We start from the raw sequence: 13,263 nt of genomic DNA, 5'->3' as shown, positions 1-13,263 counted from the left end.
ACACGTCGAGGTTCCTAGGGGGTGCCGGAACACTGCGCTGGGCGCTGAGCCGCGGTGGCCGCACACCATGAGCCCATGCCGTTCGAAAGCGGAACCCGCGCGGTGTTCGCACGAGCAAATAGATTCGTGTCGTTTCGGCGGTTCCGGGCTTAGCTTCGGGCGGTGGCGAACGAACTGACCATTCCGCTCCTGCCCTGTCCTTCCATCGACGAGATCGCGTCGTTCTACGAGATGCTCGGCTTCGAGGTGACCTACCGGCAGACGCGGCCGAACCCGTACGTCGCGGTGCGACGGGAAGACATCAACCTGCACTTCTTCGGGATGGAGGGCTACGACCCGGCGCAGTCGTACAGCACGTGCCTGGTCATCGTGGCGGACACCAACGAGCTGTTCGAGACCTTCGCAGCGGGGATGCGGTCCGTGCACGGAAAGGTGCTCATCTCCGGCATCCCGCGCATGACCCGGCCGCGGCTGCGCAACGACCGGTACACCGGGTTCACCGTCGTCGACCCGGGTGGCAACCATATCCGGATCAACAAAGCCGCCAAGGAGCCCGAGGCGCAGACCAAGCTCGCCAAAGCCATGGAGAACGCCGCGAGGCAGGCGGATGCGCGCGGCGACGAGCGCCAGGGGCTGAAGGTCCTGGAAGGCGCGCTGAAGCGGGCGACCGGTGACGAACCGGAGTTTCAGGCGGCGCAGGGGTACCGCGACGAACTCCTCGAACGGATCAGGGGGTCCGAGCCACGTCCGGGCGCTTGAGCGCGGCCCTGACCGCCTCGGGCGTGCGGCTCGGGTAGTGGCGCAGCAGATCGGTCGCGCCCTCGGGCGGCGAAGCCGGTGACTTCGACGTAACGAGCCATTGGGGTGTCGCCCGGATTCGGAGTCCGGGCGACACCCCGACGGATAACCCGACTGTCGTTCCTCAGGCGGGTGTGCCCCCTGGGCTCCCCCGCGGCCGCAAACCGGTGATCCCGCTGACCAGAACCGCGATCGCCGGCAGCGGCGCCACCGGGTGGAACACGAACTGGGACGGGCCGGTTCCACCGCTGCCGTGCCCCGGGAGTGCTACAGCCACCGTTCCACGAGGTGCCGGGGCGTGTCGTGCGGCACGTACCAACGCTTGACCTTGGCGTCCCACCGGGCCTTCGCGGCTTTCTTGGCCGCTTCCTTCTCCGCGTACGGCACGTTCAGGTACAACCGGCCTGCGCCGTTGCCGTTCGACCCGGGCGCGGGCCGCGCCTCGGGGCGAGCGGACCGGGCCGGACGGGTGGGACGGGCCGGCGGGTCGGGGCGGGCGCGCCCGACGATGTGGCGCACGCGTTCGCAGGACCCGGGGTCGGTGATGCGCATCATCAGGTCGGTGGGCCCGGTGCCGGCGAGCAGGTTGAGCGACCCGTGCCAGAGCACCTCGTCGTCGACGATCACGACCTTCTCGTGCATCCGCTCGCGCTGGACCACGGTGCAACCCGCCGCCTCCAGGGCCGAGATCTGCCTCCCGTCGTCGGCCCGCCGGGCCGGTCGGGTGTGGACGGTGACGCGCAAGCCGCTGTCGATCCGGGGTTTCAGCTCCGAGAGCCAGCGTTCGACCGGATCGGCGTCGAGGAACGCGCAGTAGATGTCGATGCTGCGCCGAGCGTGGGCGATGTCCCAGGCGACGGCGCGCGGCACCTCGTCGGCGGGGAAGAAGGCCGGCCGGGTCAGCTCGTGCGGGCCGAGGCCGGCCAGGTCGGCGGCCGCGCGGAACGGGACGAGGTCGCCGACGTCGAGCCGGTGCGCGTGCCGCTGCAGGTAGTCCACCATGCGGGCGGCTTCGCCGCGGGGGTTGAGGTTGCGGCCGAGGAAGTCGACGTCGGCGACCACCACGAGGTGGTCCTGCGCGCGGCTCACCGCCACGTTGAGCAGCCGGCAGGTCGCGGACGACAGGCCCGTTCCCTCGTAGAAGAAGCCGACCTTGTCACCGGCGCCGGCGACGGTGTCGATCACCACCAGGGGTCGCTGGCTGCCCTGGAACCGGTGCACGGTGTCGACGACACCGTCGTAGTCGGCGCCGAACCGGTGGGCGAGGCTGCCCTGCAACGCCCTGACCTGGTCGCGGTAGGGGGCGATGACCGCCATCCGCGCTGCCGGCCGGGCGCCGGGCGGCCCGTCCTCCTCCCTGCGCGCGGGCAGCACGCCGTCGTGCTGGAGTCCCCGGATGAGCTCGTGGATCACGGCCTCGTGCACCGGGTTGGACTTGTGACCACCCGAGCCGCCCCGGGTGGCCGAGCGCCGGGACGCGGTGTCGACCAGCACCAGCGGCGCCTCCAGCAACGGCGACGGCGGCAACCGGCTGGTGTCCGCCCGCCCGGTGATCAACGGCGCGTCGGGGTAGGCGATCGTGTTCACGACCGCGCAGATCGCCGGGCGCATCCGGTACTGGGTGTTCAGCCCGACCAGGCAGTCATGGGGCTGCACCCGCCCCTGGCCGTCGACGAGCCCGACCGCGTGGAAGGCGTCGCGATCCATCCAGCGCTCGGAGTGCGACCGCGTCTCCGGACGGGCGTTGCGGTCGCTGGACGCCCGGGTCACCGCGGGCAACTGCCGGAAGTCGCCGGCCACGACCACCCGCTTCTTCGCCAACGCGGCCGCGTACCACGCCGAGGGGAGGTTGACCATGCCCGCTTCGTCGATGACGACGGTGTCGAACTCGTCGATCAGGTAGCGGGACTGCACCGCCTTGGCCACCGTCGTCCCCATGACGCGGCAGTTGCCGCGCACCACCTGCTCGACGGTGCGGAGCTCCTCCTGCCGCGCTTCGAGGCGTTCCCGCAGGTTCTTCGCCAGCACGACGAGCTGGTCGGCGGGCGCGGTCCCGGCCAGCTCGGGCAGCAGCGCGCTCACCTTGCGCTGGGCCGCCTCCGCCTGCGCCGTGCAGCGCTGCTGCTCAGCAGTGGCGAACTGGTGCTGCGCGGCCAGGTCGGCGATGTCCCGGTCGACCGCCCGGAGCCGGCCGAGGAGCTCGTCCCGTCGTCGCGCCTTCCGCGCGGCGAACAGGCCGGACGGCACCCCGATCCCGGTCAGCTCGGCGTGCAGCCGGGCCGCCTCCTGCCCGGCGAGGTCGGCCCGGGCCGCGGCCGCGGCGGCGTTCTGCGCGGCCTGCCCGGCGGCGCCGCGCAGTTGCGCAAGGCTCCGCGTGAGTTCCGCGTACTCGCGGTGCAGCGCCAAGCGGCCGTCGACGACGTCGAGCTGATCGCGCAACGCCCCGATCTCGGCAGCCAGGGCAGCGCTCAACCGCGCCACGACCTTCTGCGGCTCGATCCGGTCGCCGTACTCCTCCTTGAGCGAGCCCACCGCGATGTCCCCGACCCGCTGCACGAGCCCGTCGGCGAACCCGCTCTCGGCGCTCAACAGCTCGCACAGCCGCTCCACCGCCTGGTCCACGGCGACCTTGGTCGGCGCGAGGAACAGCACCCGGTGCCCCTGCCTGTGGTTGCCCTCCACGACATGGCCGACCACCTCGGTCTTGCCGGTGCCGGGCGGTCCCCAGATGAACGTGAGATCGCTGCCGAGGGCGCGCACCACGGCAGCCCGCTGCCGGTCGTTGAGCTGCAGGGTCCGCCAGTCGCGCACGTACCGCTCCGGGTCCGGGCACCGACCGGCTGCGGGCAGGTCCCGGCCGACCAGCCACCCGGCCGCGGTCAGGTTCAACCCGCCGGATCCGGAGGTGGCCTGTTCGAGCTGTTCGGCCAGCGCGACCAGGCCGGACGTGTCGTCCTCGCGGAGTTCGGCCTTCGCGCCCAGCTCGGCGGACGTGCGCAGGCGGAGCCGGCCGCGTTCGGCGACGACGAGTTCCGCCGGCTCCCAGCTCGCACGCGGCCGGGCGCGCACCAGCAGCGGCCGGTCGGAGAACGAGTCCTTCCAGCCGCGGGCGGCGAACGAGTACTCGTGCTGCTCGCCGTCACCGCCCACCGCCCGACCTTCGGTCAGGACCACCTTGTCGAACCCGGTCTCCGCGCCGAGGGTCGCGTCGACCTCCGCGCGGACCGCGCGCAGCAGCTCAGCCAGCTCCGGCAGGTCCCCAGCTGTCCCGGTGGCCACCCCGGACACCCCCGATTCCCCCTCAACGCGCACGCTCGGTGACTCACCGTACCGGGTGCAGGCGATCGGATGTCACCGATCCCAGGCAGGAGGAGCGGAGCCGGCCTGCTCGGAGGCCGGCACCCGTCGTGCGACCACGAGCGGCTGGACACCCGCGTGAACCTCACGTCCTCGATGCGGTTGGGAACGCGGACGCGGTGTCGGTGATCAGGTGTTCCACGCGTCGATCGGGCCGGGGCAGTGCTTCCGGCTCGGCGAGAAGCCGGCAGACTCGCAGCAAGGCCACTACGCGACGGGCGTGGCGGCGCAGGCGACCGTGTCCGCCCACCCGCGCAACGCGCCCTCGACCGTCGCCCGCGGCCACCCCCAGGACAGCAGTTGCCCGGCGGCTTCCTCCCCGGACAGCTCCACCCACTTCACCGGCCTGCCGATGGCTGTCGCGATCGCCTGCACCTGGTCGACCTGGGTGCAGGAACTCGGCCCGCCCGGACCGCAGGAGAATCCACTCCAGGCCGCTGCCGCGGATCGCCCTTTCCAACGCCGTGCGGAACTGCGCCGCACGGCGTTGGAACACCGGCTAGAAGTAGGTGGTGGCCAGTGGGACCTTCCTTTGGACTTGGTCGGTCGGGTCGGGCAGGGGGACCCCAGGGCAGGTCGAGTCTTCGCTGGGGACCTTCCCGTCCACGATGAAGGATTCGACCACGTCGTCCACGCAGGGGTTGCCGAAGGCGTACACGCCGTGGTCGCCCTCGTCCACCACGGTCAGCAGGCGGGAGTTCGCGAACCTCTGGTGGGCTCGTTGCGCTCCCTCCAGGGGCGTTGCGGGATCCCGAACCGATTGCACCATCAGGACCGGCGGCACGCCCTTGCCGGTGGGGGTCTTCAGTCTGAGGGGCGGTCGCTTCCAGAACGCGCACGGGGCTGTTGTCTGGTACCAGCCGGCCACTTCGTGTCGTTGCGCGAGATGGCGAACGCGGTGGCGCTTGCGGCGTCGGGGTAGCGGACTCCGGGCGGGGCTGCGGTGGCGGGCTGGGCTGTGGGTCGGGCGAGTTCCGAGAACGTCTGTGCCGTGTAGGGGAAGTTGGCCTTGTTGTACAGCCCCTGGGTGTGGAGCGCTGCCGCGTCGTAGCTCAGCTCGACGTTCTCCCGGCTCCGGTCGCGGGGGTCGGTCGCCATCAGGGAGCCGGCGTTGGCGCAGGTGATGTTGGTGCTGGCGCCGGCACCGCGCGGGTCGACGCCGATGATCCCGAAGTTGTCGACGAGCCTCGAGTCCGCGTCAGGCGCCTGGCGGTCGGCCGACAGCCGTTGTGCCGAGCGGATCGCGCCGGCACCCGGGTGATCGGGCCGCTTCTCAGCCCTGCTCGCGCGCCCAGCGCGCGATCGCCTCGAACCGGTCCTCCTCAGGGCTCCTCACCCGGTCGGCGCCGGGGCTGCCCGCCTCTGCGCTGACCGGCCACAGCCGCACCAGGAACTCCTCGACCCGCCCGTCGACGTCATCGGGATCGGCCTCGAACGCCGCCGCCACCCGCTCCGCCCCCCACCGGTGAACCCGACAACCGTAATTCCCCGCCGACCCGGCGACCAGCACCTCGCTCTCAGCCGCGGGCGACATCGCGCCGCGCACGTACACCCCCGGGTCGCTCAGCGGCACGGTGGCCTCGTCGTGCTCGACCCCGCACCGCGGTCGAAGGCTCGTAGCGCCGGCGCCGGTGTCGGGGGTGTCCGCGCTTTCCCAACCACTCGAGGAACGTGGTGAACGACAGCGCCAGGCCGAAGCGCTTGGCGGCGAGATCCTCGCGATTGATCGGGAAGCGCCCGTAGTGGTGCCGGCTTCCGGTGCCGAACCGGGCGAGCGGCACCCATTCACGAGTCAGCCGGTACTCCTCCACCTCGCCCCAGGTGGAACCGCTCCGACCCCGAAAAGTCCGAGTCGTCCGGCCGGTTCGTGATGCCGGCGTGCGTCAGCCGCGTCCGCGGGTCGTCCTGGCCGCCACAAGGGCCCTACGGGCCGTCGGCGGGCAAGGTGCCGGTGGCGCCCCTCGTGGCCTGCTTCGCTGTTGCCGCACCGGAAAGCGAGTCGAGCAGGCGGGTGAGCAGGTGGCGGTCGTCCGCGCGCAGTCGGTCGGTGAAGGGGGCGAGTGCCTCGCGGACCTCGTCCTGCACCTGCTCGGCGAGTTCGCGTCCCGCGGGCGTGATGAAGACGTCGACCGCACGGCGGTCCTCCGGTGACCTGTCCCGCGCCAGGAGCCCCCGCCGCTCGGCCCGTTCGACGAGGCCGGACATCGTGGACTTGTCCAGGCCCAGGAACGCCGCCAGTTCGGTCATGCGCGGCCGGCGGTCGCGCAGGAGGCCGAGCACCCGCAGCTGGGTGAGGGACAGGTCGTGGTCGGAGCCGATGCGGGTGAGCACGGCCATCACCCGGAAGGACGTCCGGACCAGGGCGTCCTCGAGCGCGTCGTCGGATCTCATGCCGTGATCCTACTTGACATAGTTGGCATTACCAATCAAGCTCAGAGTAGTACGTAATACAAACCAAACCTGAGGGACGGTCATGCCCGCCGCGGTCGCCACCGGCTTCGACGCTCCACCGCAGCACCCCGCCCCCACCGCACCGGCTCCGTCGCGGGCCGGAGCGCGCCCGTCCGCTCCCGACGCCCGCCATCGCGGTGCCCGCGGGCGAGATCGTCGCGCAGGCCCGTCCTGTGCCGCTCGCCCTGGCGACCGGGACGTGGAGCGGGAAGACGGGCGATCGCACCGCCTGCGTCCCGCGAGGCGCCGGCCCACCGGTTCCCAACCCTCCCGGAGGAGAGCCATGTCACCCAACAGCCACAAGCGCTGTCTCGTCGTCGGTCTCGGCATCAGCGGTCTCGCCACCGCGATCAGCCTGCGCCGGATCGGCTGGGAACCGGTGATCGCGGAGCGAGCGCCGGGCCGCAGGTCGGGCGGTTACTTCGTCGCCCTCTTCGGCGCCGGGCAGGCCGCCGCGCGGCGACTCGGCTTCGACCACGCCATCCCCGATCGATCCGTGCGTGACGGCAGGACCTACGTCGTCGACCGGGCCGGTCACCGCAGGCCCGGCCTGGGTTTCGGCGACCTCCCCGGCGAACACCGCATGGTGCTGCGCGGTGACGTCGAGGCCGCCGCGTTCGACGCGCTCCCCGGCGACGTGGAGATCCGCTTCGCGACCCGACCCACGAAGATCGAGCAGGACGAGTCCGGTGTGGACGTGACCCTCGACCGCAACGGCGCGATCACCACGGAGCGGTTCGACCTCGTCGTGGGAGCGGACGGCCTGCGCTCCACGGTCCGGCAGCTCGTCTTCGGCCCGCACGAGCGCCACCTCCACCGGCTCGGCTACATGATCGCCGCCCTGCCCCTGCCGAACCCGCTCGACGGGGTCCCCGCGCGCGACGGCGTCAGCCTGTTCGAACCAGGTCGCGCGATGTGGCTCTTCCCCTTCGCCGACCGGCCGCAGAGCCTGCTGTTCTCCTACCGCACCGACGACGTCGACGGGCAGTTCACCGGACGACCCGCCGACCGGGTCCGCGCCGCCTTCGGCCCGGAACCGGCCGGTCCCCTGCTCGGGCCGGCACTGGACGTGCTCGACAACACCGACAGCTTCCTGTTCGACACCGTGGAACAGTCCAGAATGGATTCCTGGTCGCGCGGCCGGGTGGTCCTGGTCGGCGACTCCGCCTGGTGCGTCAGCCTCTACGCCGGCATGGGGGCCTCCGCCGCACTGGCCGGAGCCGACCTGCTCGGCACCATGCTGCAGCGCCACCCCGGCCACATCCCCGGCGCGCTCACGTCCTGGGAAGCCCAACTGCGCCCCCACCTCACCGGCTACCAGCAGACCGGAGTGAGCGGGCGGTTCTTCTTCACACCCGACAACCGACGGCAGATCGCACTTCGGTCGATCATCGCGCGCGGAGTCCGGCTTCCGGTGATCGGCGATGCCCTCCGCTTCCTGCGGGCCAACAGCAGGACCAGTCGGGAAAGGGATCTCGACATCGCCCGCAGCTCCACCGCGGTCGCCTGACCGCGCGCATCGCCGGCAAGAAGACCGATCACTCGAGTACGAGGAGAATTTCCATGTCCACCTTCCGTTCCTGGCGTCGAGCGGTGGCCCTGGCCGTCGCAGCGGCGACCGCGGCACTCGGTGTGCCCGCCGGCTCTTCCGTCCAAGCGGCCCCGGCCGCGGCACCCGCCGGCCGCTCGGCCACGTCGGGGATCCCGGCCTTCGTCGACCCCGCGGCCGACCTGGGCCGGCACGCGCCGGGGCCCCAGCCGACCTGGTTCGACTCGATCTACTTCACCAGCTCGGTGCGGGCGAACGGTCAGGAGTTCGGCCTGCAGGTCCACACGCGCATCCTCCCCAACCGGGGCGAGGCCGCGTACCGCTGGACGTTCTCGGTGATCAACAAGACCACCGGGTGGTACCGGGACCACGCCGTGATGGTCGAGCCGCAGGACTACCGGTGGAGCCAGGGCAAGCTCGACATCACAGCGCCGGGATTGAGCTGGACCGGTGATGACGTCCGCCAGTCGGTGCGGGTCGAGACGCCCTGGGGATCGCTCGACGTCCAGCTGTCGCCGACCGGCCCTGCCCTGAACTACGCGTCGACCGGTGTCTTCACCCTGGTCGACGGCGTGCCGAACCACGAGTTCGCGCTCCCGGCGGTGCGGACGTCCGGAATGCTCGTCGTCGAGGGCGTGGAGCACCAGGTCAGGGGCACCTCCTGGCTGGACAGGCAGTGGGGTGAGATGCCCCCGTCGCTCGTCCGGTGGACCTGGATGAACCTCGCCATGCCCAACGGCGACAAGGTCGCCCTCTGGGACACGGTCGGCGCCGGGACCAGGAACACCTGGGCGACGGTCCTGCACCCGGACGGCTCCTACGACGTGGTCGCCGTCGAACCGCTCGCCCAGGGCGTCTCCCGTCGGTGGACCAGTCCGGCCACCGGCCAGACGTACCCCACCCGTTGGCACGTCCGGATTCCCGCCCTGCAGGCCGAACTCGACGTGCAGGTCACCGGAAACCCGGACCAGGAGATCGAAACCCCCGACGGGAGCGGCTACCTGGAGGCCACGGCGGCGTTCACCGGCAGGTACGGCGGCAGGCACGTCCGTGGCGAGAACTACGTCGAGATGACCGGCGAGTGGAAGTCCTGATCACCGCCGCCGCGGCCACCCGTGCCGAGGCCCGGCAGCAGGGACGCCAGGCCCACGGCGGTCAAGGCCGGGCCGCCGAGCCTGTGATGGCCGAACGGGGCACTCGCTCAGCGTGGCACTGCTGTCACCACGACGCGACCATCGTCGTCGCCCGAGACGAACGAAGCGAGTTCCCGGCCCTGCTCGGCGACGGCGGTGTGCTCGGCCCTGGTGAACCGCCGCAGCGGTGTGACGGTCACGGTCCCTTCCGTTGCCGTCCACGTGCCGACGACGCGACCGTCGACCAGGACGAAGCGCGCACCGGTGACCGACAGGCCGCGATGGGCGTCGTCGATGATCCGGCTGCGGTCGTGGTAGCCGAGCACCGCGTTGTCGAAGGCGGGCAGGAACCGGACGGGGGCGGGCGTGTCCGGGTCCGGCCGCGGCGCGTCGGGGAGGTCGAGCAGTTGTCTGCCCCGTTCGTCGCGGAAGGTCACCAGCTTCCCGCGGGTCGCCTCGACCGCGTCGGGCAGTCCGGCGAGCCCGCACCAGGCGCGCAGGTCGGCCACTGCTGCGGGTCCGAAAGCGGCCAGGTAGCGCATGACCAGCGCTTCGCCGACCGGATCGGCGCCGTCCGCGGCGGGCGGGTCGCTCTCCCGGCCCAGCCAAGCGGCGAGTGGCGCGGTCCGTGCGCCCGCCTTCCTCCGCCAGAGCCCGCGCGGTGGCAACTGGGCGGTCGGGACGAGGGCGACGACCGCCATCTCGCCCAGCGCCCGCGGTCCGGCGGCAGGCCGGCGCGCGGCGAGCGTCCGGCCGACTTCGGACATCGTGCGGGGTTCGTCGTCGGCGAACACCGCACGGGCCGCCGCCGCGAGTTCTTCGAGGTCCACCCCGTCGAACTCGCGGCGGTAGACGCCGAGCACCCGTTGGCGCAGCATGGGCTCGTGGCGGGCGCGCCACTCCAGGGCGTCCTGGGCGGTGACCAGGTGAACGGTGCGGCGCATGAGGTGGGTCCGCACGACACGCCGCCCGGTCAGCAGGTCGTCCAGTGCCGCCGGGTCGAACGCGCGCAGCCGCGACCAGAGCCCGACGAACGGTTCCTGGGGTTCCTGCGCCTGCATTCCGCACAGGTGCGCCACGGCGTCGAGCACCGGCAGTTCGGCGCGATCGAGCAGCAACTGCCGGGCGAGCGTCGCCCGGTTGAGCGCCCGGGTGCTCAGCACGGTCATCGTCGGCCCGCTGCTCGTTCGGCGGCGTGGCGACGGCGCGACGCCGGGTCTTCAGGGGTCGGTGGGACGCAGGAGGTGTCGAGCGGGCCGGGGTCGGCGCCCGGCGGCACGATCCGGGCGCGGTCGTCACGCTCGGGGTCGCCGATGCCGAAGTCCACGGCGCCGACGCAGTAGGGGCCGGCCTGGATCCCGGTGCGGCCGAGGGGGCGTGTTCTCATCGCGGTGGTGTCCTGTCACGTGCGGGTGGTGAACGTGGTCCGGAGGGACCGCGCGAGGAGAGGGGGAACCCCGCCCCGCGCCCCCACTGTCGCAGGGGAAGCGGCCGGCTTGTGTCCTCCATCCGGACGCGCACCGCTCGCGTCACCCGGTGGCGCACGGGTGCTCGCCCGCCGAGGAGGCGGCCGACGTCGGTGCGAGCACCCGTGCGCCGCGGTCGTCGGCGTCGCCGTCACACCACCGCGTCGAGGCGTTCCCCGACCCGGACCAGCGGGGTGATGCCGCCCGCGGCGGCCAGGGCGCGGTGCAGGGCGAGTTCGGCGGTGGGGCCCTCGGCGAGGACGATGCCGGTGCAGGAGCGCTGGTCGGCCAGGTGCTCCAGCACGTCGCCGGGGCGCGCGGTCGGGTACCACTCGGGGTTGCCGGGAAGGTCGGCCAGGCGCTCCAGCCCGGTCCACCCCTCCAGCACCCCGGCCTCACGCGGGTAGAGCGCCACGAAACCGGTCGCGGTGCCCCCGCCCGTCGCGCCGTCGAGCAGGTCGGGCCGCGCGCCGAGGGCGATCTGGACCATCGCGTCGTAGGCGTTGACCCCCAGGGCCCGGCACAGGGCCTCGCCGACGAGGGCCCCGCCGATGCGGGCGTTGACCTCGACGACCTCGGGGCCGTGGGTGGTGAGGACGAACTCGGTGTGCGCGAAGCCGCGCTCGTGCCCCGCCGCCGCCAGGACCCGGCTGATCCAGTCCCCCAGCCCGGCGAGGTCGGGCTCCGGGAAGGCGACCGGGAACGCGGAGGTCTCCTCCCGGCGCGCGGGCTCGGGCGAGAGGCCCCGGCTCAGCACGCCCAGCAGCCGCGTCCGCCCCTGCCAGGTGATGGTCTCGGCGCTGTAGAGGGGGCCCTGGAAGTAGGGCTCGGCGACCAGGCGGCCCTTGAGCGGGGTGACGGCGGCCTCCAGCAGGGCCGCGTCGCGCTCGGCCGGGGAGCGCGCCAGCCACACCGCCCGGGAGGAGGTGCCCGCCGAGTCCTTGAGCACCAGCGGGAACACCCCGGTCGAAGCGGGGTCGAGGGGGCCGCTGCGGCTCAGGCCGTGCGCGTGCAGCTCGGCGCGGACGGCGGCCTTGTCCCGCAGGACGCGGATCGCGGCGGGGTCGGGGCCGGGCAGTCCCAGGCGCCGGGCGAGGTCCGCGCCGGGCAGCGCCCAGGTGTCGGTGGAGCTGATCAGCCCGGCCAGGTCCGGGGTGCTCCGCAGCGCGCGCTCGCACTCGGCGACGTCGGTGGTGTCGACGTCCACGACCCGCAGCCGGTCGCCGTGGCGGGACAGCTCGTGGGTGTAGATCGAGCGGTTGCCGGTGAGCAGGACGAGGTCGTGCCCCGCGTCCTCCGCGGCGTCGGCGAGCCGGCCGAGGCCGAAGGTGAGGGCTTCCAGCAGCACGAGGGTCACGGCACGGGGTCCTTCCGGCGTTCCTGGGTGGGGACGATCGATCCGTGAGGGCGTCGGGCCCAGTCCATGGCGGCCCACGGCGGGGCCAGGTCCTCCAGCGAGGTGATCACCACCGGCGCCAGCAGGGCGGGGTCCAGCGCCTCGCGGTGGCGGTTGAAGACCCGCTCGGTGTAGCGGTGGCCGGTGTCCGCGCCGATGACCACGTGCGTGCGGGCGGGGTCCCGCCGCGCCTCCCAGGAGGCGACCAGGTGGGCGGCGCCGGTGGACAGCCCGGCGAACACCGCGTGGGCGCGCAGCAGGCCGATGGTGGCGGCCATGGCGTGCCGGAAGTCGACCCAGTGGATGCGGTCGTAGAGCTCGTGGTGGACGTTGTGGAAGTGGATGGCGCTGCCGATGCCGGCGATGATGGCGTCGGGGTCGGTGAAGCGCTCGCTGCCGAAGGTGACGCTGCCGAAGGGCTGCACGCCCACCAGCCGCACCAGCGGGTCGTGCTCGCGCAGCGCGCGGGTGAGCCCGCCGGTGGAGGCGCCGGTGCCCACGCTGCCCACCACGGTCAGCGACTCGCCGGGCAGGGCCCGGACCAGCAGGTCGGCCAGCTCGGCGTAGCCGAGGTGGTGCACGGGGTCGTGGTACTGCCGCATCCAGTGCATGTCGGGCCGCCCGGCGAGCAGCTCCCGGACCCGCGCGACCCGCCTGCTCTGGTCCAGGCGCAAGTCGTCCGAGGGCGGCATCCGGTCCACGGTGACGCCCAGGACTTCCAACTGGGCGCGCATGGTGTCGTCGACCGTGGTGGAGGCGACGATGTGGCAGCGCAGGCCGTAGCGGTGGCAGGCCAGGGCCAGGGCCAGGGCGTAGATGCCGCTGGAGCTGTCCACCACCGTCTGACCCGGGCGGACCGCGCCGGTGTCGAGCAGGTGGCGCACCGCGCCGAGCGCGGCGTAGACCTTGAGGGTTTCGAAGCGGACCAGCACGGTGTTGGGCGTGAGCCGGATCAGCGCGGGCGTCTTGATGGCGTCGGTGACGTGCTCGTGGACCTGCGGCGCCGTGGCGTTGTGGTCGAGCACGGTCCTCACCTCCCGATCGGTCGCGGGCAGCGCGTTGTGCCCGGTGTCGCCGTCGTGCGCGTCAGGGTCATGGTCGAGCCCCTTCGGG

Annotated in this window: 11 protein-coding genes and 1 pseudogene; 3 read left to right on the top strand and 9 right to left on the bottom strand. The window is 72.7% G+C overall.

Annotated elements, in window-relative coordinates:
- Window positions 1-162 precede the first annotated feature (162 nt).
- Complete coding sequence (locus tag JOE68_RS26375; RefSeq protein ID WP_204844984.1) at window positions 163-759, top strand: DUF8817 family protein; 597 nt, start codon at window positions 163-165, stop codon at window positions 757-759.
- A 306-nt stretch (window positions 760-1,065) separates the two neighbouring features.
- Here the strand turns inward: JOE68_RS26375 and JOE68_RS26370 are convergent, their stop codons facing one another.
- The 5 genes and pseudogenes from JOE68_RS26370 to JOE68_RS26350 form a co-directional block, all read right to left on the bottom strand.
- The gene (locus JOE68_RS26370) at window positions 1,066-4,077 is read right to left on the bottom strand and encodes an AAA domain-containing protein (protein WP_204844983.1); all 3,012 of its coding nucleotides are present in this window, start codon (window positions 4,075-4,077) and stop codon (window positions 1,066-1,068) included.
- 285 nt (window positions 4,078-4,362) lie between these two features.
- Window positions 4,363-4,530, bottom strand: coding sequence for a hypothetical protein (locus tag JOE68_RS26365; RefSeq protein ID WP_204844981.1), 168 nt, complete (start codon window positions 4,528-4,530; stop codon window positions 4,363-4,365).
- Between the two features lie 124 nt (window positions 4,531-4,654).
- Window positions 4,655-5,020, bottom strand: a pseudogene (locus tag JOE68_RS26360) (alpha/beta hydrolase); the annotation flags it as partial.
- Between the two features lie 408 nt (window positions 5,021-5,428).
- Window positions 5,429-5,728 carry a hypothetical protein gene (locus JOE68_RS26355; RefSeq protein ID WP_204844979.1) on the bottom strand — a complete coding sequence of 100 codons (300 nt, stop codon included), beginning with the start codon at window positions 5,726-5,728 and terminating at the stop codon, window positions 5,429-5,431.
- 350 nt (window positions 5,729-6,078) lie between these two features.
- Window positions 6,079-6,546, bottom strand: a complete 468-nt coding sequence (locus JOE68_RS26350) for a MarR family winged helix-turn-helix transcriptional regulator (protein ID WP_204844978.1) — start codon at window positions 6,544-6,546, stop codon at window positions 6,079-6,081.
- A gap of 343 nt (window positions 6,547-6,889) precedes the next feature.
- On the opposite strand from JOE68_RS26350, the gene JOE68_RS26345 reads away from it, so the two are divergent.
- The gene (locus JOE68_RS26345; protein WP_204844976.1) at window positions 6,890-8,116 is read left to right on the top strand and encodes an FAD-dependent monooxygenase; all 1,227 of its coding nucleotides are present in this window, start codon (window positions 6,890-6,892) and stop codon (window positions 8,114-8,116) included.
- A 53-nt stretch (window positions 8,117-8,169) separates the two neighbouring features.
- A complete protein-coding gene (locus JOE68_RS26340) occupies window positions 8,170-9,249 on the top strand; it encodes a lipocalin-like domain-containing protein (protein WP_204844974.1) in 1,080 nt (359 codons plus the stop codon).
- A 107-nt stretch (window positions 9,250-9,356) separates the two neighbouring features.
- On the opposite strand, the gene JOE68_RS26335 is transcribed toward JOE68_RS26340, so the two are convergent.
- The 4 genes from JOE68_RS26335 to JOE68_RS26320 form a co-directional block, all read right to left on the bottom strand.
- Window positions 9,357-10,457: a winged helix DNA-binding domain-containing protein gene (locus JOE68_RS26335; RefSeq protein WP_204844971.1), complete on the bottom strand. Its 1,101-nt coding sequence runs from the start codon at window positions 10,455-10,457 to the stop codon at window positions 9,357-9,359.
- Window positions 10,454-10,675, bottom strand: coding sequence for a hypothetical protein (locus tag JOE68_RS26330; protein WP_204844969.1), 222 nt, complete (start codon window positions 10,673-10,675; stop codon window positions 10,454-10,456). The genes JOE68_RS26335 and JOE68_RS26330 overlap by 4 nt, the downstream gene beginning before the upstream one ends.
- Window positions 10,676-10,905: 230 nt before the next feature.
- The gene (locus JOE68_RS26325) at window positions 10,906-12,111 is read right to left on the bottom strand and encodes an ATP-grasp domain-containing protein (RefSeq protein WP_204844967.1); all 1,206 of its coding nucleotides are present in this window, start codon (window positions 12,109-12,111) and stop codon (window positions 10,906-10,908) included.
- Window positions 12,108-13,175: a pyridoxal-phosphate dependent enzyme gene (locus tag JOE68_RS26320; protein ID WP_204844965.1), complete on the bottom strand. Its 1,068-nt coding sequence runs from the start codon at window positions 13,173-13,175 to the stop codon at window positions 12,108-12,110. Before JOE68_RS26320 ends, JOE68_RS26325 begins: the two co-directional genes overlap by 4 nt.
- Between the last annotated feature and the right edge of the window lie 88 nt (window positions 13,176-13,263).

Origin of the sequence: Saccharothrix algeriensis (assembly GCF_016907655.1) — a bacterium.
Classification (GTDB): domain Bacteria; phylum Actinomycetota; class Actinomycetes; order Mycobacteriales; family Pseudonocardiaceae; genus Actinosynnema; species Actinosynnema algeriense.
This window is presented reverse-complemented; position numbering and strand designations above follow the sequence as displayed.

What these genes read in the sequence shown, in the direction of transcription:
- JOE68_RS26345 (WP_204844976.1), top strand. Translation starts at nt 6,890, where the DNA reads ATGTCACCCAACAGCCACAAGCGCTGTCTCGTCGTCGGTCTCGGCATC.
- JOE68_RS26330 (WP_204844969.1), bottom strand. Translation starts at nt 10,675, where the DNA reads ATGAGAACACGCCCCCTCGGCCGCACCGGGATCCAGGCCGGCCCCTAC.
- JOE68_RS26340 (WP_204844974.1), top strand. Translation starts at nt 8,170, where the DNA reads ATGTCCACCTTCCGTTCCTGGCGTCGAGCGGTGGCCCTGGCCGTCGCA.
- JOE68_RS26335 (WP_204844971.1), bottom strand. Translation starts at nt 10,457, where the DNA reads ATGACCGTGCTGAGCACCCGGGCGCTCAACCGGGCGACGCTCGCCCGG.
- JOE68_RS26350 (WP_204844978.1), bottom strand. Translation starts at nt 6,546, where the DNA reads ATGAGATCCGACGACGCGCTCGAGGACGCCCTGGTCCGGACGTCCTTC.